Origin of the sequence: Chitinophaga sp. YR627 (genome assembly GCF_900114995.1) — a bacterium.
GTDB lineage: Bacteria > Bacteroidota > Bacteroidia > Chitinophagales > Chitinophagaceae > Chitinophaga.
Window position 1 is genome coordinate 1,036,273 of sequence record NZ_FOUX01000003.1, and the last position, 26,380, is coordinate 1,062,652.

The 26,380-nt window shown below is 45.4% G+C and carries 22 protein-coding genes; 10 read left to right on the forward strand and 12 right to left on the reverse strand.

The genetic code is table 11. The features are described from left to right. Window positions 1-30: 30 nt before the first annotated feature. Window positions 31-453: a tRNA (adenosine(37)-N6)-threonylcarbamoyltransferase complex ATPase subunit type 1 TsaE gene (gene tsaE, locus BMZ72_RS19795; protein WP_089811382.1), complete on the reverse strand. Its 423-nt coding sequence runs from the start codon at window positions 451-453 to the stop codon at window positions 31-33. Window positions 454-648: 195 nt separating this feature from the next. Between tsaE and BMZ72_RS19800 the strand changes: the two genes are divergently transcribed. Further along, window positions 649-2,754: a heavy metal translocating P-type ATPase gene (locus tag BMZ72_RS19800; RefSeq protein WP_089811384.1), complete on the forward strand. Its 2,106-nt coding sequence runs from the start codon at window positions 649-651 to the stop codon at window positions 2,752-2,754. 49 nt (window positions 2,755-2,803) lie between these two features. Beyond that, a complete protein-coding gene (locus BMZ72_RS19805) occupies window positions 2,804-4,708 on the forward strand; it encodes a RecQ family ATP-dependent DNA helicase (RefSeq protein ID WP_089811386.1) in 1,905 nt (634 codons plus the stop codon). A gap of 71 nt (window positions 4,709-4,779) precedes the next feature. On the opposite strand, the gene BMZ72_RS19810 is transcribed toward BMZ72_RS19805, so the two are convergent. Both BMZ72_RS19810 and BMZ72_RS19815 read right to left on the reverse strand, forming a co-directional pair. Next, entirely contained in the window at window positions 4,780-5,826 is a 1,047-nt protein-coding gene (locus tag BMZ72_RS19810) for a Gfo/Idh/MocA family oxidoreductase (RefSeq protein ID WP_089811388.1), read from the reverse strand. A gap of 168 nt (window positions 5,827-5,994) precedes the next feature. Next, window positions 5,995-6,396: a DUF1573 domain-containing protein gene (locus BMZ72_RS19815; protein ID WP_089811390.1), complete on the reverse strand. Its 402-nt coding sequence runs from the start codon at window positions 6,394-6,396 to the stop codon at window positions 5,995-5,997. A gap of 104 nt (window positions 6,397-6,500) precedes the next feature. Here BMZ72_RS19815 and BMZ72_RS19820 point away from each other — a divergent pair, with 104 nt between their 5' ends. From BMZ72_RS19820 to BMZ72_RS36610, 8 genes are all read left to right on the forward strand, one after another. Further along, window positions 6,501-7,787, forward strand: coding sequence for an aldo/keto reductase (locus tag BMZ72_RS19820; RefSeq protein ID WP_089811392.1), 1,287 nt, complete (start codon window positions 6,501-6,503; stop codon window positions 7,785-7,787). Window positions 7,788-7,898: 111 nt separating this feature from the next. Then, a complete protein-coding gene (locus tag BMZ72_RS19825) occupies window positions 7,899-9,137 on the forward strand; it encodes an HEXXH motif-containing putative peptide modification protein (protein ID WP_089811394.1) in 1,239 nt (412 codons plus the stop codon). Between the two features lie 40 nt (window positions 9,138-9,177). Continuing rightward, window positions 9,178-11,598, forward strand: a complete 2,421-nt coding sequence (locus tag BMZ72_RS19830; RefSeq protein WP_089811396.1) for a TonB-dependent receptor — start codon at window positions 9,178-9,180, stop codon at window positions 11,596-11,598. 83 nt (window positions 11,599-11,681) lie between these two features. Continuing rightward, window positions 11,682-11,852 carry a hypothetical protein gene (locus BMZ72_RS36605; RefSeq protein ID WP_012788942.1) on the forward strand — a complete coding sequence of 57 codons (171 nt, stop codon included), beginning with the start codon at window positions 11,682-11,684 and terminating at the stop codon, window positions 11,850-11,852. A 79-nt stretch (window positions 11,853-11,931) separates the two neighbouring features. After that, window positions 11,932-12,660: a methyltransferase domain-containing protein gene (locus BMZ72_RS19835; protein WP_089811398.1), complete on the forward strand. Its 729-nt coding sequence runs from the start codon at window positions 11,932-11,934 to the stop codon at window positions 12,658-12,660. 5 nt (window positions 12,661-12,665) lie between these two features. Beyond that, window positions 12,666-14,072 (forward strand): class I SAM-dependent methyltransferase, encoded by a 1,407-nt coding sequence (locus BMZ72_RS19840; RefSeq protein WP_089811400.1) that lies wholly within the window; start codon window positions 12,666-12,668, stop codon window positions 14,070-14,072. Window positions 14,073-14,092: 20 nt separating this feature from the next. Continuing rightward, window positions 14,093-16,306 carry a peptidase domain-containing ABC transporter gene (locus BMZ72_RS19845; protein WP_089811402.1) on the forward strand — a complete coding sequence of 738 codons (2,214 nt, stop codon included), beginning with the start codon at window positions 14,093-14,095 and terminating at the stop codon, window positions 16,304-16,306. After that, complete coding sequence (locus BMZ72_RS36610) at window positions 16,303-16,470, forward strand: hypothetical protein (protein ID WP_177222852.1); 168 nt, start codon at window positions 16,303-16,305, stop codon at window positions 16,468-16,470. The genes BMZ72_RS19845 and BMZ72_RS36610 overlap by 4 nt, the downstream gene beginning before the upstream one ends. A 45-nt stretch (window positions 16,471-16,515) precedes the next feature. Here the strand turns inward: BMZ72_RS36610 and BMZ72_RS19850 are convergent, their stop codons facing one another. From BMZ72_RS19850 to BMZ72_RS19890, 9 genes are all read right to left on the reverse strand, one after another. After that, a complete protein-coding gene (locus tag BMZ72_RS19850; protein WP_089811404.1) occupies window positions 16,516-18,078 on the reverse strand; it encodes a helicase HerA-like domain-containing protein in 1,563 nt (520 codons plus the stop codon). A gap of 142 nt (window positions 18,079-18,220) precedes the next feature. Beyond that, complete coding sequence (locus BMZ72_RS19855; protein ID WP_255373246.1) at window positions 18,221-18,571, reverse strand: co-chaperone GroES; 351 nt, start codon at window positions 18,569-18,571, stop codon at window positions 18,221-18,223. Between the two features lie 102 nt (window positions 18,572-18,673). Next, the gene (locus BMZ72_RS19860) at window positions 18,674-19,513 is read right to left on the reverse strand and encodes an MBL fold metallo-hydrolase (protein ID WP_089811406.1); all 840 of its coding nucleotides are present in this window, start codon (window positions 19,511-19,513) and stop codon (window positions 18,674-18,676) included. A 38-nt stretch (window positions 19,514-19,551) separates the two neighbouring features. Then, the gene (locus BMZ72_RS19865; RefSeq protein WP_089811409.1) at window positions 19,552-20,847 is read right to left on the reverse strand and encodes an MFS transporter; all 1,296 of its coding nucleotides are present in this window, start codon (window positions 20,845-20,847) and stop codon (window positions 19,552-19,554) included. Between the two features lie 81 nt (window positions 20,848-20,928). After that, window positions 20,929-21,546: an ABC transporter ATP-binding protein gene (locus BMZ72_RS19870; protein WP_089811411.1), complete on the reverse strand. Its 618-nt coding sequence runs from the start codon at window positions 21,544-21,546 to the stop codon at window positions 20,929-20,931. Next, window positions 21,543-22,337 (reverse strand): acyl-ACP--UDP-N-acetylglucosamine O-acyltransferase, encoded by a 795-nt coding sequence (gene lpxA, locus BMZ72_RS19875; RefSeq protein ID WP_012788952.1) that lies wholly within the window; start codon window positions 22,335-22,337, stop codon window positions 21,543-21,545. The genes BMZ72_RS19870 and lpxA overlap by 4 nt, the downstream gene beginning before the upstream one ends. A gap of 9 nt (window positions 22,338-22,346) precedes the next feature. Then, window positions 22,347-23,762 carry a bifunctional UDP-3-O-[3-hydroxymyristoyl] N-acetylglucosamine deacetylase/3-hydroxyacyl-ACP dehydratase gene (locus tag BMZ72_RS19880; protein ID WP_089811413.1) on the reverse strand — a complete coding sequence of 472 codons (1,416 nt, stop codon included), beginning with the start codon at window positions 23,760-23,762 and terminating at the stop codon, window positions 22,347-22,349. A 32-nt stretch (window positions 23,763-23,794) separates the two neighbouring features. Further along, window positions 23,795-24,844, reverse strand: a complete 1,050-nt coding sequence (gene lpxD, locus BMZ72_RS19885) for a UDP-3-O-(3-hydroxymyristoyl)glucosamine N-acyltransferase (protein WP_089811415.1) — start codon at window positions 24,842-24,844, stop codon at window positions 23,795-23,797. Between the two features lie 100 nt (window positions 24,845-24,944). Then, window positions 24,945-26,171, reverse strand: a complete 1,227-nt coding sequence (locus BMZ72_RS19890) for an HD domain-containing protein (RefSeq protein WP_089811417.1) — start codon at window positions 26,169-26,171, stop codon at window positions 24,945-24,947. Between the last annotated feature and the right edge of the window lie 209 nt (window positions 26,172-26,380).

The window sequence follows — 26,380 nt, forward strand, 5'->3', positions numbered from 1 at the left end:
TATCCAAAGATACGTCATTTGTTCAAAGCATTATCCGGCGCGTAAAAGCCTTTTTTTATCCGGTAACACTGATAACTGCAGCCGGATCGTATCCGGAGGCAGCAGGTCGTTAATGATATCAGGCCATTCCACAAAACTGATCGCATGATCGCGGTATATGGTGTCTTCTACGCCTGCAGCGATGGCTTCTTCCTCGTCCTTGAGACGATAGAGATCGAGGTGAAAAATGCTGTACTGCCGGCCATCTTCCCTGAAAGCATATTCATTGATAATGGAAAAAGTGGGACTGGCAGTTGCGTCCTCCACACCTCTGGCGGCGCACAATGCTTTTATAAACGTGGTTTTGCCTGCTCCCATCGGGCCTTCCAGGGTAAATATATGTTGCCCCTTGTAATGTTGCCAGAAGCTTTCAGCCGTGGCAGGCAGATCTTCCTGAGAAAATGTCCATTCCATGGAGTAAATTTAGCTAATTACTATGTCATTGGTTGCTACCCAGTTGCATTAAAAATCCCGGTACCCGGAACGGATTGATAATCTGTATGATAAGCCCGTATGCCGATACTCCGTTGCATTAATATTTTATTCGCGTAAAACGGTGCATGGTACCTTTGTAATGGTATTTTGATATTAATATTTATTCAGTAGAACATGGAAACGATCAGTTGTAAAGTAAGGGGTATGCATTGCACCAATTGCGCGCAATCGGTGTCTAAATACCTTGAACATAAAGGCATGCAGGACGTAAATGTGAGCTTCGCCACAGAAGAATTGAGCTTTACCCTCCCGGAAGGCATCGCATCCGCTACTGAAGTACTGAATGGGGTCAGCCAGATGGGCTATCAGATCATACTGCCCGACCAGCCTCTGCCTAAAACAGCATTTCTAAATACCCTGAGCTTTAAATTTATTTTCTGCGCCATATTTACCGCCCCATTGTTACTGCATATGTGGGTACACTGGGCGTGGTTGCATAACCCATATGTACAGCTGGCTTTATCCACACCGGTATATCTGGTAGGTTTATGGCACTTTGGGCGTAGCGCATGGCGTTCCCTGGTCAACAAACTGGCCAATATGGATGTACTGATCACATTGGGGGCTACTGCTGCCTATGGATACAGCCTCGCAGGTACTTTACTGCATCTTGGCAGTGAGTATATGTTCTATGAAACAACAGCTGCGATCATCACACTCGTTTTTCTGGGTAATCTGCTGGAAGAACGTTCCGTGAAACAAACGACTACCGCGATTGCGGATCTGGCACGTATGCAGGTGACCACAGCCCGGTTGATCACCGATCACGGGAATCATGAACATATTCATATCGTCGATAACCAGACCCTGAAACCTGGAGATAAGGTATTAGTCAATACAGGTGACAAAATCCCTATGGATGGTACTATTTACTGGGGCAACGGGCATATCAACGAGTCCATGATCACCGGAGAGAGTACGCCCGTATCCAAAAAGGAAAAGGATAAGGTCATCGGTGGTACCATCATGGAAGATGGTAGCGTCAAAATGTTCATTACCGCAACAGGAAAGGATACCGTATTATCCTATATCATAGAACTGGTAAAACAGGCCCAGGGGAGCAAACCCAATATGCAAAGACTGGCAGACAGGATCAGCGGTATTTTTGTGCCCCTGGTGCTGGGTATTTCCATTGCCACTTTCCTTGGATGGCTGCTTTTCAGTCAGGTGACTACCGGAGAGGCGATTATGAAGAGCATCGCTGTACTGGTCATTGCCTGTCCCTGTGCAATGGGACTGGCTACACCGGCAGCTGTGATGGTGGGCCTGGGACGTGCTGCGAATAACGGTATTCTGATCAAAGGGGCCAATACACTGGAAGCTTTTAAGGATATTAAATATGTAGTCCTGGATAAAACGGGTACCCTCACGACCGGGAAATTACAGATAGGTAAGTACCACTTTGAAGGCATGACCGAACAGGAGTTCAAAGCCACTGTTTATAGTCTGGAGAAATATTCCTCCCACCCGATTGCCCGTTCTCTTTCCGGTCAGTGGAAAGGACAGGGAGAGGCCGGATTATTACAGGTCAGAGAGATCAAAGGCCGCGGTATGCAGGCAAAAGATACACAGGGCAATGAGTGGCAGCTGGGTTCCTATACAATGGCGGAACAGGCTACCAAAGATGATAATCATAACATTTATCTGCTGAAAAACGGGCAACTGGCAGGCTGGATCGACTTTACGGATGAGATCAGACCAGATGCCGCCCGGATGGTGCAGCTGTTGCAGCACAGGGGGATCAAAACGGTGTTGCTGAGCGGAGATACAGAAAGAAAGTGCCGGGAACTGGCTGCACAGGTAGGGATCACGGAAGTATTTGCCGGACAAACACCTGAACAGAAGCTACAAAAGATAGATGCCCTGATGAAAGAAGCTGCCGTAGCGATGGTGGGTGACGGTATCAATGACGCTCCTGCCCTGGCAAGAGCCAGTATTGGTATCTCCCTGAGTGATGCCACACATGTGGCCATGCAGAGCGCCAATGTGATCCTGCTGAATAACCGCCTGTCATCACTGCCACTGGCCCTGGGACTGGGACGGCATACTTACCTGACAATCAAACAGAACCTTTTCTGGGCATTTATCTATAATATCATTGCTATTCCTTTCGCCGCATTTGGCGTATTAAGCCCTATTTCGGGCGCCGGTGTAATGGCCCTGTCAGATATCGTCCTGGCAGTGAACTCAGTCAGATTACGCTATAAAAAGGTGGTCTGAGTATTGCATCCTGTAGGAGCAGATTCTTTATTTTTACACCTGCTCAGATATGCTCAATCCATCCGACATACTCAAGAAGTTCTGGGGATACGAACAATTCCGTCCTTTACAGGAAGATATCATACAATCGATCATCAACGGAAAAGATACCCTTGCATTGCTGCCTACGGGTGGAGGTAAGTCCATTTGCTTCCAGGTACCGGCCCTGATGAAACCAGGCCTGTGTCTGGTCGTGACCCCGCTGATCGCGTTGATGAAAGACCAGGTAGCGAATCTGCAAAAGCGGAATATACCCGCTGCTGCGATCTATGCCGGTATGTATTATCAGGATGTGGAACGACTCCTGGAAGAAGCCCGCAGAGGAAAGTACAAGTTCCTGTATGTTTCTCCGGAGCGCTTGCAGAGTAAGCGGTTCCTGGAGTATTGTGACGGGATGCCGGTGAACCTGCTGGCTATTGATGAAGCACACTGTATTTCACAGTGGGGCTATGATTTTCGACCTGCCTATCTGGAAATAGCGGCTATCAGGGAGTATTTTCCAGGAGTGCGTGTACTGGCACTTACCGCATCTGCAACTCCTGAAGTACAGCAGGATATCTGTGAAAAGCTGCTCATGAAAAGGGCGGTAATATTTACTAAAAGCTTTGCCCGCGCTAATCTTTCCTATAGTGTTATTGAAGAGGATAATAAACCTGAAAAGCTGAAGCACATCCTGCAAAGGGTACCTGGTAGCGCCATCGTCTATTGTCGTAACCGGAAGCGTACCCGGGAGATTGCTGATATGCTGGAACAGGAGGGGATTTCTGCAACCTACTATCACGCAGGACTGACCGGAGAGGAGCGTACTGCACGACAGGAGTTATGGATTAACGGCCGTATACGGGTGATCGCCTGTACCAATGCTTTCGGTATGGGGATCGATAAGCCGGATGTACGGGTGGTGGTGCATTATGATGCGACCGATGCACTGGAAGCCTACTATCAGGAAGCTGGCCGCGCAGGCAGAGATGAAAAGAAAGCTTATGCCGTACTCCTGTATCAGCAGCAGGAACTGAATGAAATGGTGCAGGCCATGCAGTTACAGTTTCCCGAAATATCTGAGATCCGTGAAGTGTACCAAAGTCTGGTCAACTACCTGCAGGTGGCAGTGGGCAGTGCGGAAGGAGTATACTATGATTTTGATATCAATGATTTTGTCAGAAGATTTAATCTCAATATCACGATTGCCTATAGCGCCCTACGTATACTGGAGCAGGAAGGGATACTACAGTTAAGTGAAAGTGTATTTATGCCTTCACGGATAGAGTTTGTGATCAGTAAGCAGACGCTGTACGATTTTACAGATATGCAACCTGACTTCGAACCCATCACCCAGACATTGCTGCGTACCTATGAAGGTATTTTCGATACACCTGTGCCGGTGTATGAAAAACAGCTTGCACGTATTTTAAGAAAACCTGAACCACAGATAGTACAGTGGTTACAACAACTGCATCAGCGGCGGATCATTCAGTATAATCAGCGTAAGGAAGAACCACAGCTGTGCTTTTCGCAGGAACGTGTATCTGCACAACATCTGCAGATAGATGCCGGAAAGATAAAAGAGCGTATGAAGGCATATAAAGCCCGGCTGGATGCCATGATGGGTTATGTAGAGAACAGGGATATCTGTCGTACGCAATTGCTGGTAAGGTATTTCGGTGAGAGAAATTCAGCGGAATGCGGTACCTGTGATGTGTGTATTGAGAAGAAGAAAAGACCATTGGAAGCAAAGGCAGGCGCCACAATCGCCAGTCAGCTGATCGCGCAGTTAGGGAGTGAGCCGGAGGAATGGAGTGTAGTGAGGAACAGACTCTCATCTATTGAAGAAGATGCATTGCTGGAAGTGATGCAGTTCCTGATCCTGGAAGAGAAAGCAGGCAGAGACGCTGATGGGAAAGTTTATCTCAGATAAGATGATTTGTATAAAAGCGAAAGCCGTACGCCTGAGGCGTACGGCTTTCGCTTTTATACAAAATGATTGTGTTACAGTTTAACGATACTACCGGTTTTGCTGCTTTCAAAAGCGGCTTCAATGACACGGATCACATTGACTGCGTCAGTAGGCTGAACCGGTACAGGTGCACCATTTGCAATAGCTGCATACATACCATCGAAGTATTCGAGGTAATTACCTTTTGGCGAAGGCAGGTATTTTCTGATCACTTCTCCGTCTTTCTCTGTGTGTATCAGGCCCCATTCATGAATGCCTTCTATACCCCATCCTGGTGCGCCAGGCATGAGTCCCTGTTGCAGCATGGTTTCCTGCGTATCGGCTTTTGTTTTGATGAAAGAACCTTTACGGCCATGGAACTGATAGGATGGAATTGGTTCTCTGGTGATATAGCTGCATTTTAAACGAACACGCAGTTTATCATAGAAGAAGACCAGTTCGAAGTAATCGTCCACCAGGGACTCTTTACGGATGATACGGATATCAGCCCAGATACCGTCAGGCATACCGAACAGTTGCAGCCCCTGATCTACCAGGTGAGAGCCAAGGTCATACAGACCGCCGGTTCCCGGTAATGCCGCTTCTTTATGTTTCTTGTAACTGAGTTCTTCGCGGTAGCGGTCATAGTGGATTTCAGCTTCCAGTATATCACCCAGATCGCCGCTGCTGATGACCTGTTGTACGATCTTGAAATCGCTGTCAAAACGTCTGTTATGATAAACGCTCAGTAAAAGACCTTTGCTTTTAGCCAGTTCCACCAGTTCCTGTCCTTCTTTGGATGCAACGGTGAACGGTTTTTCTACAATCACATGTTTGCCTGCATTCAGCGCAGCTTTGGTATACTCGTAGTGTGTATAGTTAGGCGTGTTTACAACGATCAGTTCCAGGCTGTCATCCTGGAGCATTTCTTCTACACTCTTGTACACCTTTACATCAGGATATCTTTCCTGAGCCATGTGTTTACTTCTTTCCACTACAGCCGTGAATGCAAATCCGGGATGTACATGAATAAATGGTGCGTGAAAAACGTGGCCTGACATGCCATAGGCGCATATGCCGGTTTTGATAATTTTTTCCATGTAATCTTTAGTTTGATCTATTGAGGCAATAAGATAATGAATCTTAAGAAAATGATATCAATAAAATGTATGACAGGCAGGAATGGGAGGGGGGAATACAATAAAAAAAGCCTGGCAGAAAGACGTTTGTTACGCTGCTGCCAGGCAATAAGGTGATTGTAGCAAGGCTTAGTTCTGTACCGTTCCTGTCAGATGTAATTCTTTTTCCTGGTCAATGCCTTTGATCTTTACCCAGATGGTTTTGTTTTGTTGTCCAACCGAGTTGGCAGAATAAGTAGTGGTTACTTTTCCTGTTTTACCTGGCAGTACGGGTTCTTTCGTCCATGTAGGAGCGGTGCATCCGCAGCTGGTACGTACATTTTCAATCAGCACCGGTTGTTTTTCCACATTGGTAAACTCAAAATTGACAGTAACGGGTTTGTTAAAAGCAGTGGTACCGAAGTCAACATTTTCCTTTTTGAATTTTACTTTGCTGTCTGCAGGGTGTTCCGTAGCGGTAGAGGTGTTTGTCTGGGCTTGGGTGCATAAGAAAAAGAGGCTGACAAAAAGGGTTAAAGCTAATTTCTTCATGTTATACTTTTGAGGGTTATAGATAAAGTAAATTTAAAGAAAATGTGGTAAACGCTATAAAGGATTTATTTTAGCTATCCGAAGCCCTTTTTAAACCCTGAAATATGTTACCGATACAACAATTGACTGCCGCCGGATTTGGCGCTTACCGTACATCAGTTAACCAGCAGGAACACCATGAAGCCCTTCTTGCTGCTATATATGCCGGATGTAATCTGCTTGATACCGCAGGTAATTATCTGAATGGCGCTTCTGAAAGACTTATAGGAGAGGTCCTGTCAGCGCATCAGCTCAGAGAGAAGGTTTTTATTGTGACGAAAGCAGGTTATATACAAGGGGAAAGCCTGCCCCTGCTGGATACTGTAGACAATAGACTACTGGAAGATGAAGTGATTACCTTTTCTGAAAGGATGAAATATTCTGTCCATCCGGTATACCTGGAATTACAGTTGCAGCTTTCCTTACAGCGCATGCAGACTGATTATGTGGATACATTTCTATTACATAATCCTGAGCATTATTTCCGGCAAACGAATGTGACATTGAGTAAAGATGAGTATTACGATCGTATCAGAAAAGCATTTTTATGGATGGAAACACAGGTTGATAAAGGTGTGATAAGATACTATGGTATTAGTTCCAATACTTTCCCTTTTGATACGGCAGCAGATGATACTACAGATCTTGACAGACTGTTGGATATCGCGCGCAGTATCCGGTCTGAACATCATTTTAAATTCATACAGTTTCCTTTTAATCTGCTTGAGCAACAGGCGCTTGCGCCACATCATAACGGACGAAGTATTATAGCTGCTGCAAAGGAAAATGATATCATCACCATTGCAAACAGACCATTGAGTAGTCAACAGGGAAATGAGATTATCAGGTTTGCCTCTTATGAGAAAGAGGCCGCAAAATTGCAGGAGGAAAAAGATTTGTTGCTGGTAGAAAAGGCGATAACGTTAATACAACAACGAATGATCAGGAATGGGCTTGAAGAAGATGTGTTGTCTTTGCCGGTTGTTAAAATTATTCATGAGCGATGGATGAGTATTGGTACCCCAGATGCGGTGGAGCAGGTGTTTCAGACACATTTGTATCCACTACTCAGAACTTTGTATGATAATAATATTCCGGTTACGCACAAACGCATATACGAAAAACTCAAACAGTTGTGTAAAGATTACTCACGAAAAGAACTCACGTTGAAGGCTGCTGCATGGAGAGATAAATTTGTCCAAAATGGCTTTTTACCAGCTAATGATAAACGAAAAATTTCTGAGCTCGCTTGTGAATATTGTCTGAAATCCGGTATGGATCACGTTTTGGTAGGAATGACAAAGAAAGCTTATGTAAAGTCTATTGAGCGTTTGTTCTCAATGCGTGACTAAATTTTTTTGGAGGATTGGAAAATGTTACTAAATTCGTTTTGAAGATTAAAGAAAGGAAGTAAGAAGTGTTGCCCAATAAATTAAGACCCATAACATAACATCCACAACACTATGTTACCCCTCAATATCACGCGGAGACCGGATCACTCAACAGATTTTATTGATGATCTCAAGCTGCAGGATAAGCTGGAAGAACTTGCGCAAACAATAAAAATACTGGTATATAAGGAGGACGAAAATATCATATCCCTACTGGACATCAATGATGATGATATCTTTCTGGAACCCCTGTTATTTGCCTGGTTTAATAACGCGACAGCTCCCAACCGTCCTTCACTGGAACAGATCCTGTTTGGATACATTTCTGAAGAACAGCGACCAAATTCGTTTACAGCGACATTTGACCCGCATGGGATAGCTTATCTGCCTAAGATGGGAAGCATTTGCCTTACCGGTGCAACCCAGATAGAAACAGCGCAGGTGCGCTACAGAGGAGGAACTGCCTTCGAAGTAAGACATGGTGATATACCGCTGACACATACTTTTGTGCCACTGCAGATGGTTGGTGATTTTGAATTACTACCATTCAATCATCCACTGTTTTACAAGTATTTTGTCCCTGTACGTGAAGACGCTGTTGTAGATGCATCAGCGATCGATACCTACAACATCAGCGTGTTACAGCGCGATAACCTGGAACGTGCCCTGAAGCTCATTGAAGTACATTGTCCTGCCTTTTACAGGTTGTCCTGTATGACCAACCGCAAGATAGTGATCTTTAACAGTGAACCCGTTAACAGCTTTGCTACGAAAGAATTACAGGGGACTGTGTTCCTGAATGCAAATGCGAACAGCAGCATCGCTTTTTTTCTGGATGATTTGATACACCAATGGTCACACAATATGCTCAACGCTTACATGTTCAATATGGACGAGTATTTTGTGATCAATCCTGAACTGAAATTATTATCAGATTATTCAGGGATAACAGCTGACAAAAGAAATATCTACGACGCTTTCCATGGAATATTTACCGTGGCACAACGTGTGAAATGTTTTGATGTGTTGTTTCGGTTAAAGGATGCATTCTCCAGAGAGGAACGCCATGAACTGATAGCCCGATACTGTGACCAGAGCCGGAGATACAAGACCGGTATGCAACAGGTTGTTTTTTCAGAAGTCTATACCGATGCAGGAGAAAATCTCTATACAGCCCTGCATGAAGGTATCGGGCATACACTGGAAAACATCCGGCATATACTGGATCGTGCGGACTTCTCCAATCAGGTTTCCAGGTTTAGTTATCCTAAATTTTGTCTCTTAAATGATTACTCAATAACCAGCGAATAACCAATAGATCCTGTTCCGATTTGCTTTTAAATGAAAACCTATGATGAGCGCTTGTAAAAAGACAGCGTCACTGTTAGTATTGTCTGTACTCATTCACCTGCAGGTGTTAGCCCAGGTACAGATAAGAGGAACAGTGAAGGAGGATAGTACGCAGTTACCTATCGCATATGCAAAAATTACTGTGTTGAATCTACCCGATTCGGCAATAGTTGCCAGTGCCGAAAGTGATGCTGCAGGTGGCTATGAAATCAGACACCTGAAGAAGGGAATCTATGTGCTGAAAGCAGTATTGATCGGTTACAGGGAAGCGGCGACGCCATTGAATCTCACAGGTGCTGACAACAGTGCCATAGAACAGTCACTGGTGTTGAAAAGAGATCCCCGCCTGTTAAAGGAAGTGACCGTCGTATCGCGGAAGCCACTGATAGAATATAAGATAGATAAGATCGTACTGAATGTAGAGAAGAGTATCCTGACAAACGGAAACTCGGTGTGGGACCTGCTGGGAAAATCACCCGGTGTTGAAACCAGTGGAAGTGCAGTATCTATCCTGGGTACTACAGGCGCTGTAGTACTGATAAATGGTAAGTCAACTTATCTGCGCGGAGAACAGTTGAGCAACATGCTGAGAGGTATGGCCGCTGATCAGGTAAGCCAGATAGAGATCATCAAACATCCTTCTGCCCGCTATGAAGCCGGACAGGGCGTTGGTGTGGTCAATATCAGAACAGTCAGGAACCAGGCGGAGGGCATGAATGGAACAGCGTCTTTCACGTATGGACAGGGAAAGTATGATAAGTATAGTCCCGCGTTGAACCTGAACTATAAAGTAGGAAAGCTGAATGCTTATGTGAATTATTCCTTCATGAGCATCAAAGATTATCAGCGGCAGCCATCTTATGTTGATTACGCAGATCAGGCCGTACCGGTTTACTTCGATCAGCAGCAATACGCACGTACAACAAACAGATCGCATACCCTGATAGGTGGGCTGGATTATACCATCAATGCGAAACATACGATAGGTTTTCAGGTCAATGCCCAGCGGGTGCGCAGGAAGAGCGGGTACGACAATGATACCTATATCTGGAGTAAAGGCAATATAGATTCTATTGTACATACCAATAGCGCCATCAGATATCCTTCAGGTGTGCAGTTGTATAACTTGTACTATAATCTGACAATGGGTACGAAAGGCTCCCTGAGTGTAAATGCAGACTATGCACGCTACAATGCCGAAAACGGACAGGATTATTTCTTTTCCTATTTCAATCCGAATATGGAGGAACGCAAGCCTTCTGCTTACTTCAGGAATGATGCTCCTGTAAAGCTGAATGTAAAGGGACTTACCGTAGACTTTACAAGAAAGCTGAAGAACGATTATACCCTTGAACTGGGTGCCAAGAGCACCTGGATGGAGAATAACAGTGATCTCGTTTACGCAGAGTTGCAAGGTGATAAATACCGGGTGGATACTTCGCAGTTGAATAAGTTTGACTATACAGAAAATGTCAATGCCGCCTATTTTAACCTGGAAAAAGCTTTTATGAAATGGACGGTAAAGGCTGGTACGCGTGTGGAACAGACCATTGCAAAAGGCAGTGTGCTAAGACAAAGCGACATCGTAGACAGAAATTACTTCAGGGTATTCCCTTCTGTGTTCGCACAGTATGTGGTCAATAAAAGCCATGAGTTTAATTTTTCCTACACGACGAGCTTTGAGCGGCCGAACTATAGCTATCTGAGTCCGCTGGCCATAAGGAGAGATCCAAATGCCTATTCAACGGGTAACCCTTTCCTGAAGCCTTCTTATACCAATACACTGGAACTGGCTTATATATTCAGAAAGAAATATCGTGTGGCGATCGAGATAGATAATATCAGAGACAGGATTGAGCAGTCAGTACAACAGCATTATGATACGCAGTCATTGCAGAATATCATTGCAAATATTGATCACTGCTATTACTACCGTATATACTTTATTATTCCTGTCACGATCACGAAATGGTGGCAGAGTAATATCACCTGGAATAATTACCTGATACAGTATAAGACGCCTTATCTGAATGGTACTTATAACATCACCAAACCGGTATTCTATATCAACGCTAATAATACATTCCCTATATCTAAGAGTCTGACAGCAGAGATGACAGCTTATTACAGAACGCCATCGCTGAATGGTCTGTATGAAGTAGGCACACGTTTCTTTGTGGATGCTGCTATCCGTAAAACATTCTCTGCAAAATTTGCAGCTGTATTAAGTGTAACGGATATATTCTATACCAACAGGTGGCAGTGGGACATCAACTACCTGGACCAGCACTCCGGATATAAGACCTATACCGACTCAAGGGTTGTTAAACTGAACCTCAGTTATAAGTTTGGCAACAGTAAACTGAGAACTGCCAAAAGACATACCATCGGTATTGGCAGTGAAAGGGACAGAATGAGATAATTGTTATTTACAATACAAGGGTTTTACAGAGGAAGCCGAAAATCTGAAACAGAGTAGGCGTTAACCAAATAAACGTTCATTGTATGAAAATGGGTAAAAACAGCTCCAAAGCTAACGAAACAAAGAAAAAACTGACCATCGAAGAGCTGAAAGCAGCTGCACAGTCAGTGAAAGCAGAAGATGCACTGGCAAAAATCGTAGGTGGTACACTCGCATCCTGCCACACTACGCTGGAAACAGCATCTGCGCTGTAATCTAAAAAACGTAAGAGTGTAAACAAGGGCAGTAGCAATACTGCTCTTGTCTTTTTCCCTTCACTATTAACCCCGCAAGATGGATAACGAATTAACAACGTTCCATGCCGGTGATACGATCGTTGCCGCCAATGCAGGATGGACCTTCTCCGGTAAAACTGTGGCTGCCTTTGATACACACGCTCCCAAGTCGATCCCACTATATCATGAAGGACATGACCTCATTGTAAAATTGTCGGATTTCTTTTTGTCGGATGATTCAGTATGTTATGAAATAGGCTGCTCAACAGCCGAACTTACAAAACAGTTAGCCATTAACTGTAAAGACAAGGATGTTGAAATCATAGGTGTAGACAGGGAAGCTGATATGATCAGTGCTGCAAAGGAGAAGTGCAGCGCATATCCGCAGGTGTCTTTTATTCACGATGATATCCTCGATATTGACCTGAAGAAAAGCGACCTGATCATCCTGTACTATACACTGCAATTTATAAAGCCAAAAGTGCGGCAACTGGTGGTGGACAAAATATATAATGCACTCAACTGGGGCGGCGCCCTGATCATGTTCGAAAAGGTACGGGCGAATGATGCACGGTTCCAGGATATTGCGACCAGCCTCTATACAGAGTTTAAACTGGCACAGGGCTTTACTGCCGGAGAGATCCTGGCAAAAAGCAGAAGTCTGAAAGGCGTACTGGAACCTTTTTCTACTACAGGCAACAAGGACCTGTTAACAAGAGCCGGTTTCGTAGATATCCTGTCTGTGATGAAATATGTTTGTTTTGAGGGTTTTCTTGCTATAAAATAATTCAGATGATTACATATACTGACATTGCTGCCGATCAGATGATCTGTCTGCAATGCGGATCACCTCTTATAAAAGAGGAAACATACAGTTGTGCCGTATGTCATAAAGACTATCAACACCTGCATGGAGTGCCATTGTTTGTGAGCAACGAAGAAGAATATATTGCCGGTATGGCAAAACAATATGCAGATTTTGCCCAGCAGAAAGAAAGAGAGCTGGGCGAACTGGAACAGGCTTTTGAAAACAGACCCTACAGACAGATCTACTGGCAGCAGTTGAGAAAAGCGCTGTCCGGTAATAATGAACTGATAGGCACACTGGTCAATATGCTGTGTGAACGGGTGAGTCCTGCTGCATTACTCAGGACGAAGTCTTCTCCGGTATCAGCGGCGGTGCTGAAAGATTTTCAATACCTGAAGCGGGACTGGTGCTGGCTGGAGGAAGGTGAACTACAGCTTTCCGAGATCCTGGGACCACTGGAAGAAGTGATCAGTGAAGCTATCAGCGACCGGGAGAACATCCTTGTAGCAGGTGCGGGAGTTGGACGTATTGCTGTAGAACTTTGCGGCTATTTTGAAAAGGTCTATGCAACAGATCTGTCCTTTTCCATGCTCTGGTTCTTTCAGCAGTTGCTGAAAGGCGCGAGTATCAATTTTCATGAAATCAACTACACTAATATATTACAGGATACTTATGTAGCCAGGGAACTGACAGCCACTTATCATCCGCCTTTCAGCGGATATACACTGCCTGGGGTGAATGATAAGCTGTTCTGCTACATTTCAGATATCCTGCATTCTCCTCATAAAGATGGTAGTATCTCGGCTTTCTGTTCCGCCTATTTCACGGATGTACTGGCCCTGAAGTTATTACTGCCTGAAGTGAAAAGGCTCCTGAAACCGGGAGGTGTATTTATTCATCTCGGACCGCTTGGATACGGTTTTGAAGACGTCAGCGAGAAACTGGCGGCTAATGAGATCAGGGCTGCTTTTATACGGGCCGGCTTTGAAGTGGTACGGGAAGAAGTGATCAGGTGTAATCACCTGGAATCGGAATTGTCTATGCAGACTGTTACGCTGAAAAACTGGCTGGTGGTGTTTCGGAAGAAAGAGTATGTACAGCAGCCGATAGTGGATACGACCATATTCGGCGTTTCTGAAGGTATCAGATATGAAGTAAGGGGCCGTCTGGAAGAAGATATTCCGATGGATCAGATCATGATCCGTAAGGCTGACGGAGAAGCGGTTATCATCGCCGAACTGGCGTTTGATATATTGCGTTTTCTGGCTACGCCACAGACATTTGAATCATTGATCTCACACCTGGATACCTGTTATGAGATCGAAGCGCCTTCCATGATAGCAGATGTATTGCTGCACCTTGAATCACTGAAAGTGATCAACAGGATCTAATTATCTTAAACCATTATCAGTTGATCAGATTTTCCTCATTTCCGTTCTTCAGGCAGCTGGATCAGATGGACTGCGGAGCAGCCTGTCTGAAGATGATCTGTGCTTTTTACAAAAAGAATTATTCCATTCAGCAGCTACGTGAAATGTCAGGTATCACCAGACAGGGCGTATCTGTGCTGGGGCTTTGTGATGCAGCAGAACAGATCGGGATGAAAACCCTGGCGCTGAATATCAGTTTTGAGTCACTGGTGAATGATGTACCGCTGCCCTGTATCGTACACTGGCGGCAACGCCATTTTGTAGTGGTGTATAAAACGGATGATAAGCATATATGGGTGGCAGATCCTGCTTTTGGCAAGGTAAAATACACCCACGCGAAATTCCTGGAAGGCTGGTTATACAACAGGAAGATTAAGAAAGAAGAAGAGCAGGAGGGATTTGCATTGTTTTTAGAGCCTTCTGCGGAGTTTTATAATAAAGAAGGACAAGGAGCAGGGAGACCCCTTGATCTTCGATTTTTGCTGCCTTATTTACGCTCACATAAGCAGATCCTCTATCAGGTAATGATCGGGGTGCTGATCCTTTCTTTTATACAGGTTGTTTTCCCTTTTCTGACAAAGGCATTGGTCGATAAGGGCATCAGGTTTAATAACCTCAACTTTGTATACCTGATCCTGGCCGGACAACTGATATTATTCCTGTCACAAACAGGAGCCGAGATAGTACGTCGCTGGCTGTTGCTGTACATGAGCAAGCGGGTAAATATCGCCATCGTATCAGATTTCCTGGTCAAGATGATGAAACTGCCGATCGCTTTTTTTGACTCCAAGATGATCACCGATCTTATTCAGCGTATAGAAGATCAAAAGCAGATAGATACCTTCTTATCCAATACATCACTCAGTGTATTGTTTTCTCTGATCAACATATTGTTGTTCGGAACGGTCCTATGTGTGTTCAGTTTTCCTTTGTTCCTGACCTTTCTGGCCGGCAGTGTATTGTATTTCACCTGGATCATGCTGTTTGTAAAAAAACGGGCAGTCCTGAGTTATAAAAGAAGGGATGAGTCAGTGGAGAACAGGAGTAGTATTCTTGAGATCATGCATGGTATCCAGGAGGTGAAACTGAATAATAGTGAACGCCGCCGCAGATGGGAATGGGAGTCGGTACAGAACAGGGTGTATAATACAGCGGTGAAGGAATTACGCCTGGAGCAATTGCAGGTGGTGGGCGGTAACTTCCTGTTGCAGCTCATGAATATCATTATCACTTTCGTGGCTGCCTGGTCAGTCATCGAAGGGAGGATCACACTGGGGGGGATGCTGGCAACGCAATACATCATCGGACAATTAGCCACACCCCTGAATAGTTTTGTGGCATTCATCCACGGCGCGGCAGAAGCCCGTATCAGTATAGAGAGGATAGGAGAAGTCCTGAATGTGGAAGAGGAAGATAAGCAGAAAAGCATTTTCGATGTGTCTGATGAAACCGATGACCTGGTACTGGACAATGTATCCTTCCGTTATGGGAGCGCCAGTTCCCGGCTGGTACTAAAGAATATCAGTCTGACGATCCCCCGGGGAAAGGTAACGGCTATCGTAGGTACCAGTGGCAGTGGAAAGACAACCCTGATGAAATTACTGCTGAAGTTCTATGATCCATCTTCTGGTAGTATCAATCTGGGAGACAAGTCACTGGAAGCACTGGACAGCCGTCACTGGCGTAGTAACTGTGGCGTGGTGATGCAGGACGGATTCATTTTTGCAGATACTGTTCTGCGCAATATCACAGAGTCGGATAACGATTATACCATCGACAAGGAAAGGCTGCAACAGGCGGTGCATGTAGCAAACATAGAAGATATGATCGAGCAATTGCCATCCGGTTATCATACCAACCTGAGTCATGGCGGCATTGCTTTAAGCGGTGGTGAATACCAAAGGGTATTGATCGCACGAGCTGTCTATAAAGGTCCGGCTTTCCTGTTCTTCGACGAGGCTACCAGTTCGCTGGACGCTAATAATGAGAAGGTGATCATGGAGAATCTGCAGGAGTTCTTCAGAGGCAGGACGGTTGTGATCATTGCGCATCGTTTAAGCACCGTAAAGCATGCAGATAAGATCATTGTACTGGATAAAGGAGAGATCATAGAAGAAGGGGATCATACGGAGCTGGTCGCCCTGAAACAGCATTACTTCAAACTTGTAAAGAATCAACTGGAACTGGGAAAATGATGAAGCGGTATAAAGCAATTGACGAGGTGCCTGAGAAAGGCGATTTTGTACTTGAAGTACAGAAGGATAAACCTCACTGGTTACTGCGTTATGGTAACCTGCTCATCCTGATATTCCTGGCAGCAGGGATATGCTTATTCATGTATTGGAAAGACCGGATATAAAAAAAGCCGGCACATGGCCGGCATGTCTCATTATTTTGACGCTGATCAGAACCAGCTACTACTTTTTTTGCTGCTTTTGCCACCAAGACCAAGAGCGCCCAGCAGACTGCGGGTGATGATATTGGCGGCAGTACGTCCTACCTGTCTGGCAGCAGAGCTGGTCAGTACAGTTTCCAATACACTTTTTTCTTCTTTCTGTTTGCCTCCCTTTGCAGCAGGCTTTTCCTGCTTTTCTTCTGCCGTTTTTTCGGCTGCTTCCTGTAGTTTGGCAGTTAGTATCTCGTACGCACTTTCATTGTCTATTTCGCGGTTATATTTCTTCACCAGCTTAGATGCAGTTACCAATGTATCCGCCTCGGCGTCGGTCAGCACGTCCATACGGGAGCGCGGAGATACCAGCATCGTCGCGGCAAGTGGTGTAGGCTGCCCTTTTTCATTCAGACAGGTAAAGAGGGCTTCCCCTATACCGATCTGCGTCAGCAGGTCATCCGTTTTATAGAATTCAGAGAGTGGGTAGTTTTCAGCTGTCTGTTTAATCGCCTTTCTGTCATTCGCAGTAAACGCGCGCAGCGCATGTTGTACTTTCATACCCAGTTGTCCCAGTACGGAAGGAGGTACATCCATAGGGTTCTGTGTACAGAAGAATATACCTACGCCTTTGGAGCGGATCAGTTTAATGATGGTTTCGATCTGTTGAAGAAGAGCGGTACTGGCTTCCTGGAAGATCAGGTGTGCTTCATCGATGAACATCACCAGCTTAGGTTTCTCCAGATCGCCTTCTTCCGGCAGGGTCGCATAAAGTTCGGCCAGCAGACTTAACATGAAGGTAGAGAAGAGCTTTGGACGGTCCTGGATATCGGCTACTCTCACGATGGAGATCACTCCACGGCCATCATCACTGATATGCATCAGGTCGTCCACTTCAAAGGAGGCTTCTCCAAAGAAACGATCAGCACCCTGCTGTTCCAGTCCGATCACCTTACGGAGAATGGTGCCGGCAGAAGTGGTGGATATTTTACCATAGTCTTTCTCCATTTCTGCTTTACCCTCATCACTGACATACTGCAATACTTTTTTGAAGTCTTTCAGGTCAAGCAGGGGGAGTTTGGTATCATCGCAATACTTGAAGATCATGGAGACCAGACCTTCCTGCGTATCGTTCAGTTCGAGGATCTTGGAGAGTAATACGGGGCCGAATTCACTTACGGTCGCACGCAGGCGGGCGCCTTTTTCATCACTGAGGGAGAGCAGTTCCACGGGGTAGGCAGAAGGAGACCAGCTACCGCCTATTTTCTGGTAACGCTCTTCAATTTTTGCATTGCTGGTGCCGGCGGCAGCTACACCACTCAGGTCACCTTTGATGTCCATCAGCAGGACAGGAACGCTTGCGTCACTAAGGGCCTCGGCTATGACCTGCAGGGTTTTTGTTTTACCGGTACCAGTGGCGCCGGCAATAAGACCGTGTCTGTTGAGTGTTTTCAGGGGTATGAATACATCTGCGCCAGTTACCACTTCGCCATCCAGTATGGCGCATCCAAGCTTAACGTGTTCACCCTTAAAGGAATAACCATTGCGGATATATTCCAGAAATGCTTCTTTCGTTGCCATGGTGTGCAAATTTTTACTGAAGATAAAGAAAAGCGATTTCGGACAATAGGGCTACACAAAAAAATTACGAATGCCTGGTGAGACAAAGTTTACACTTTGTCCGCACCTGACATTCGTAATAGCTAACGGTGTTTAATTCCCGTTACAGATCTTCTTCGCGTTCCAGCAGCAGAATAGCGCCCTGTGGAACGATATAGTATTTTTCGCCCTGGTAAGATACCTCGGTAGAACCACTTAACAGGAAGATGGCGAGGTCGCCTTCTTTTGCCTGTAGCGGAATATATTTCACTTTCTCTTCTTCCGGTTTCCACGCTTCATCTTCTTCAGAAGGAAGTGGTAGCGCATATCCGGGACCTGTTTTGATCACATATCCCTGTTGTACCTTTTCCTTTTCCTGCATACCTGGAGGAAGGTATAAGCCGCTGTCAGTGCGTTCATTCTGAGTGGTCAGTTTGATCAGCACCCGGTCTCCTACAACAATTAGCTTCTTCAATTTATTGTCTTGCGTCAAATGTATAGCCATGATAATATAACCTCCGGTAATGGTATTGCAAAATGTGTGCAGCAGGGACACATGGTGCCAATATGGCACTACTTATACATCAGATAGTCTGAATGTATCTGCTACACGGATGCCTTTGTCGGTCATCTGCACAGTGCAACACTCTGTTACAGGATCGTGTTCAAAAAACAGAATATATTTATTCTCGACGGCCTCCTGGAGGAAATTTTTTTTCTCCTGAAGGGTTGTCATCGGGAACATATCGTAAGACATGATATAAGGGATGGGAATATGTCCTTTGCTGGGTAACAGATCGGCCATATACAGGATCGTTTTATCCTTGTACTGAATCTGTGGCAGCATCATGGAATCAGTATGACCATGTACAAAACGGACATTAAAATCATTGCTGAAAGGAATGCCTTCTTCTCTGGGAATAAATTTCAGCTGACCACTTTCCTGGATAGGGAGGATGTTCTCCTTCAGGAAAGAGGCTTTTTCACGTTCATTTGGTTTGGTCGCCCATTGCCAGTGTTCCTCATTGCTCCAGTAGGCTGCATTTTTAAATGCAGGTACCAGTTGATCACCCTGTCTTTCTATACAACCTCCGCAATGATCAAAATGCAGATGTGTCAGAAATACGTCTGTAATGTCATTGCGGCTGAAACCATGTTTTGCCAGTGAACTGTCGATCGAGTCGTTACCATGCAGGTAATAGTGGCTGAAGAACTTCTCATCCTGTTTATTACCGATACCGGTGTCTATCAGGATCAGGCGGTCGCCGTCCTCAATAAGCAGACTACGCATGGCCCAGGAGCACATATTGTTTTCATCCGCCGGATTCAGCTTATTCCAGATACTTTTAGGCACAACGCCAAACATAGCGCCACCATCCAGTTTAAAATTGCCTGTCTCTATTGTATATAACTTCATGGTGTTGTCAGTTGATTGCCTGCTGAAGTTCGTGAATTTCAGCTTTTTGCAGCAAGGCTTTTTTGTTTTTTCTGTGCTGAAAACAGCCAGATCAATCCGATCACAAAGAAAACGATGAGTGCCAGTACGGAGTTACGCATACTGCCGGTCAGTTCGTGGATGTAACCAAAGGTGGTCAGGCCGACAGTAATGGATAATTTCTCCACTACGTCATAATAGCTAAAGAAGGAGGTGGTATCCTCTGTTTCCGGCATCAGCTTCGCATAAGTAGAGCGGCTGAGGGATTGTACACCACCCATCACCAGACCTACGGCAACGGCCAGCATATAGAAATCGTTAGCGGTCTGCATACGGTAGCCGGCCAGACAGATACCGATCCATAATACGATCACGACCATCAGTACGGGGAGGTTACCAAATCTACCGGAAAGCTTAGCCATACCCCAGGCCCCCAGTATTGCTACCACCTGAATCGCGACAACTGCTACGATCAGGTTGGTGGAAGGCAGGTGTAATTCCTGGCTGCCAAAGATAGTAGCGGCCATCATTACGGTCTGGACACCCATGCTGTAAAAGAAGAAGCCACGCAGGAAGTTTTTCAGTACAGGCATGGTCTTTACCTGTGCATATACTTTCTTGAGCTCATTAAAACCTTCAGTCAATGCACCTGCTTTATGTTCCTGGATGGTACCCTTAGATGCAGGCAGACGCAGGAAGGTGATCTGGGCAAAGCCGATCCACCATATACCGGTGAGCAGGAAAGTCAGTCGTACAGCGTCTCCGTCACTGAGACCAAATGGTTTTACTGCTACCAGCACAAACCCGATCAGCTGTAAGATCACGCTACCGATATATCCCATGGCGAAACCTTTGGCACTGATACGGTCACGGTCCTCGACAGCTGCCAGTTCAGGCAGGTAGGAGTTATAGAATACCAGTCCGCCGCAATAGCCAAGCGTTGCGAGGATAAAGAAGATGACGCCATATTCTACATTACCGCCCCGGAAATTGTACAGGGCAATACAGCTTAATCCACCCAGCCAGGTGAACAGCATCAGATATCTTTTCTTATTACCTCTCGTATCGGCGATAGAGGAGAGGATAGGTGACAGCAAAGCGGCCAGTATAAATGCAGCAGCCATTGCATAGTCATAGAGTGCAGAGTTGACAAAGTATTTACCAAAGAAGGAGACATTGTCGCCTGTTTCAGCAGAATGCGTTGCTGAGGTAAAGTAAATAGGGAAAAAAGTGGTGGTAATTACCAGGTTGTACACTGAGTTCGCCCAGTCATACATCGCCCAGCCATTGATTACTTTTTTACTGGCAGTTTGCATATTGAGTAAGTAAGTTAATGATCAAATATAAGAAACAAGACATAAGCAGCAGCTATCGGGGCTGCTACCTGAGGGGGGAGCTTATTTATAATCCTGTATTCTGATCTGGTTGGGACACATGAAGTATTCCTGTTCATCATTGGAACTGACAATGATCATGCGGTCGCCGCTATAGTCCGTGATCAGTTGCTGATAAAGCCGGATACCTGCGGCATCCAGGTTGGTACAGGGTTCATCCAGCAGCAATACGGGTACGTCAGAGAAAATGGTCAGTGCCAGTTTCAGACGCTGTTTCATGCCGGATGAGAAGTTGCGGACCTGTTTATGCATGGATTTCTCCAGGCCTACAACGGCCACAGCATCAGCGGGAGTAATATTGGGAATGAAGTTTTTGAACTGCAGGTGGAATTGCAGGCTTTCTGCGAGTGTAAATTCTTCCACCAGTTCAAGATAGGGAGCAGCGATGGCACAATGCCGGAAAAACTGATCATGACTGAGCAGTTCTTCCGGTGTGCTATAGGTAACGGTGCCTTCATTCTGGTGAAGGTGACCGCTTATAACCTGTAATAGAGTAGATTTTCCCGAGCCATTGGGACCCAGTATGGCATATCGTCCGCCCTGTTCGAAGGTAGCGGATACACGACGGAAGATCCAGTCGTAGTTAAAGCGTTTGCCTGTCTGGTCGAGCGTTATTTTCATTCGTCGCCGGCTAGTGACGTATAACCTTTCATAATGCCCCGGCCGGATTCACGGATGAAGGAAAGTATTTCGTCTCTTTCGTCAGTGGCAGGATATTCTGCTTCGATGATACTGATCGCTTTTGACAGCTTGTATCCTTTCACGAATATCACACGGTATATGTCAAGGATGTGATTGATCTTTTCGAGCGAGAAACCTCTTCTTTTGAGACCGATAGAGTTTACACCTACGTAAGACAGCGGTTCACGGGCTGCTTTTACGAAAGGCGGTACGTCTTTTCTCACCAGGGAGCCACCTGTAACAAAGGCATGATCGCCAATTTTACAGAATTGCTGTACGGCTACCATGCCTGCAAGCACCACGTAGTCGCCCACGGTGATATGACCTGCCAGGGTAGTGCTGTTGGAGAATACGCAGCTGTTACCAACTTCGCAGTCGTGAGCAATATGGCTATAGGCCATGATCAGGCAATTCTTGCCGATAACGGTTTTCCATTTGTCTTTGGTTCCCCGGTTAATGGTTACATACTCTCTGATGGTGGTGTTGTCTCCGATTTCAGTTGTAGTGTCTTCGCCAGCAAATTTGAGGTCTTGCGGGATAGCGGAAATTACAGACCCGGGGAAGATACGGCAGTTCTTGCCGATCCTTGCGCCTTCCATAATGGTGACGTTAGAACCGATCCAGGTGCCTTCACCGATTTCAACATTTTTGTGAATAACGGTAAACGGATCGATTTTCACGTTTGGCGCCACCTTAGCGTCCGGGTGAATGTAAGTAAGCGGATGGATCATTGCTATGGTTTAGCTTTCTCTTGTTTTAATGATTTGAGCGGTCAGGTCACCTTCAGTAACTACCTTGTTACCTACAAATACGGTTCCTCTCATTTCCACTATACCTCTTCTGATAGGACTCAGTAATTCCATCTTCAGGATCATGGTATCTCCCGGAACTACTTTCTGTTTGAACTTACAGTTGTCTATCTTAATAAAGTAGGTATCGTAATTATGAGGGTCCGGAACAGTGCTGAGTGCAAGAATGCCACCACATTGTGCCAGTGCTTCCACCTGGAGGACACCCGGCATTACCGGATTACTCGGGAAGTGGCCCTGGAAGAATGGCTCGTTGAACGTAACGTTCTTGATACCTACCACCTGCGTATCAGTAAGATCGATGATCTTGTCCACCAGCAGCATCGGAAAACGGTGCGGCAGTGTTCTTTCGATACGTGGTACATCGAAAACAGCTGGTTTATTAGGATCGTAAACAGGCATATCCTTGATATGCTTGTTCTTCTTGATATATTGCTTGATCTTACGGGCAAACTCAACGTTGGAAGCGTGTCCGGGACGGTTTGCGATGATATGCGCCCTGATCGGAACGCCTACAAGTGCCAGGTCACCCACGATGTCCAGCAGTTTGTGACGTGCCGGTTCGTTCGGGTAGTGCAACTGAATATTATTCAGGATACCTTCCCGCTGTGCTACGCTGATATGTTCACGGTTGAACACTTTTGCCAGGTGGCCCAGTTGTTCTTCACTTACCGCTTTATCTACGATTACGATGGCGTTGTTGATATCGCCGCCTTTGATCAGGTTATTGGATATCAGGTATTCCAGTTCGTGCAGGAACACAAAGGTGCGACATTGCGCTACTTCCTGTTTGAAGTCCTGCAGGCTGTTGAGATTAGCATGCTGAGTACCTAATATCGGCGAGTTGAAATCGATCATACAGGTGATGCGATAGTCAACGGCTGGTAATGCCACCATTTCCACGTTCTTTTTATCGTCGTAGAAGCTGATGTTGGTATCAATTGTATACCATATTTTTTTTGCATCCTGTTCTGCAATGCCTGCTTCTTCTATTTTCTGGATAAAAGGGTAGGAACTACCATCCATAATAGGAATCTCAGGACCATCGATCTCGATGTGTACGTTGTCTACTCCGGTACCAACCAGCGCAGCCATAATGTGTTCTATAGTACTTACGCGGGCGCCATTGTGTTCGAGCGTCGTGCTGCGGGATGTATCCACAACATAATCTACATCGGCTTTCACTACAGGTTGCCCTGCCAGATCCACACGTTGAAACTTAATACCATAACCGGGATTAGCCGGCTTCAGAGTCATATTTACATGGGCTCCTGTGTGTAAACCAACACCCGATATTGTAACTGGGTCTTTAATCGTGTGTTGATTAGACGACTGTTGATTATCCATATTTTGCTATAACTGTTTGTCCTACTTAATCATCAAACACCTTCCCGCACGGAAAGCAGTTGTTTTACCATGTCTTCCAATTCCTTCACACGTTTTTCCAGATCGGGCAAATTTCTAAAAATTGCCTGACTTTTTAAGGAGCTTTTATAATCAAAAGCAGGAGATCCCATCAGGGCTGAATTCGGTTCTGCAATAGATTTAGACAGGCCGCTCTGTGCATTGATCTTGGTGCCATCAGCCAGCTGGATATGTCCAACCAGACCAACCTGACCACCAATTACACAGTTCTTACCAATTTTAGTACTACCGGAAATACCAGTCTGTGCCGCGATCACTGTATTGGTATCTACATCTACGTTGTGCGCGATCTGGATCAGGTTGTCCAGTTTTACGCCCTGACGGATGATGGTAGACCCCATGGTTGCACGGTCAATAGTGGTATTGGCGCCGATCTCAACATCATCATGAATGATGACATTACCGATCTGTGGTACTTTTTTATAGGTACCGTCCGGCTGCGGTGCGAAACCAAAACCATCGCCTCCTATCACACAACCGGCATGCAGTATTACACGGCTACCCAGTACACAGTTCTCGTACACCTTTACACCCGGGAAGAGGGTAGAGTCATCCTGTACGATCACATTATCTCCCAGGTATACGCCAGGGTAGATCTTCACATTGTTACCGAGCACGACATTCTCACCCAGGTAGGCAAAAGCACCAATGAAAACGTTCTGTCCGGTCTTTACAGACGCAGGAATATGAGACGGCTGTTGAATACCCGTCTTATTACTCATGATCTGCTTATATTTTTCAAGTAAAAGGGCGAAGGCGCTGTAGGCGTCTTTTACCCTGATAAGCGTCGATTTTACAGGTTTTTCCGTTACAAGGCTCTCATTCACTATCAGTATGGAGGCATTGGTCGTATAGATAAACTCTTCGTACTTAGGATTGGCGATAAAGCTGAGCATCCCTTCACCCGCCTCTTCGATCTTGGCGATGTTGCTCACTTTTACGTCTGGGTTGCCTTCCAGCTTACCATCCAACATGGTAGCCAATTGTAATGCGCTAAACTGCATAGTTATTAATTAATAATGTTATCCGAATCTGACCAGCTATCAAAACACTCTGTTCCGCCTATCGTATTTTTTTTATTCTTAATTGATAATTAGCCATTCATCAGATTTTTGGATGACAAATGTAGAATTTTTTTACGGGTATAGCCAGCGTATGACTAATCAGTGGGTTGTCAATGGAGGAAATGTCTTTTACAGTGCCGTCTTTAAAAAGAATATTAATCTTCTCGTTGTTCATATTATATGTACTGAGGCAGGCAGTTCCGGTAAAAACAAAATAATCCAGGTCAGCGCCACTGATGCCATATTCCCGCTGTACCTTTTGTTTCAGCAGCTGGATACTTTCCATGTCAAATGCCTCACTGTTCAGGATGCATTTGAATAAATTCCTGTCAATGAGCCATTTACATAACAAAGAGAGCACTTTGTCGGGATGCTGCGTCCAGACTTTGATGGCGCCCATGATGTCATAATCGTCCAGCAGGCAGAACTGCTGCAGACAGGACGGTTCCTGCTCAAAATTGGCCGCGGTTATATTATGGTATAGAAAATACTGCAAAGCCGGCGAAGCAAAGAGAGAAACTCCCTGTAAAGCCAGTTCTTTGGCCCTGCGCAAGATCTTAACCAGCAGATTCTCTGCACTTAGTACTGTTTTGTGCAGGTATACCTGCCAGTACATCAGCCTCCTCGCTATAATGAACTTCTCTATCGAATAGATCCCTTTTTCCTCCACCATGAGCTCTCCACGGTGGACCGTCAGCATCTTTATAATCCTGTCGTAGCTGATCACCCCCTCAGAAACACCCGTATAAAAGCTATCCCTGTTGAGGTAGTCCATCCTGTCCACATCCAGCTGACTGGATACCAGCTGGTGCAAAAACGTCTTATGGTACCGGCCGTTGAATATCTCTATCGTCAGCGTCAGTGCCCCGTCCATTTCCCTGTTCAGCTCCTCCATCAGCCACTGGCTGATCTCTTCGTGCGATACGCCTTCAATAATGCCATTCTCCAGTGCATGTGAATACGGTCCATGACCTATATCATGCAAAAGTATGGCCATCTTTGCAGCAACCTCTTCTTCTTCTGTGATATCCACTCCCTTCCCCTTTAGTTCAGAAAGCGCACAACACATCAGATGATAGGCCCCCATACTGTGATGGAAACGGGTATGCATTGCGCCCGGATAAACCAGATGCGCCAGCGCCATCTGATGGATCCTGCGCAGGCGCTGATAATAAGGATGGGAAATCAATGTAAAGATCAGTGGATGGTCGATCGTAATGAAACCATATACCGGATCGTTTACAATTTTACGCTTGCGTTCTGCCATTGACCGTTCTCCTTTAGCTAGACAAAGCTACGTTAAGGAATTATTATCTGTAACTTTTTCTAATGTATAGACGCACGAGGGAAGTCTTTCCCCTATCTTACCCACTATTTTAACTATTTTTATGATCGAAATTATTAATATTTGACGACAGCTTACGGAACATGTTGTTTTTTAACAATTTATTGTGTCCCCTGAAAGGCGGAGGAACG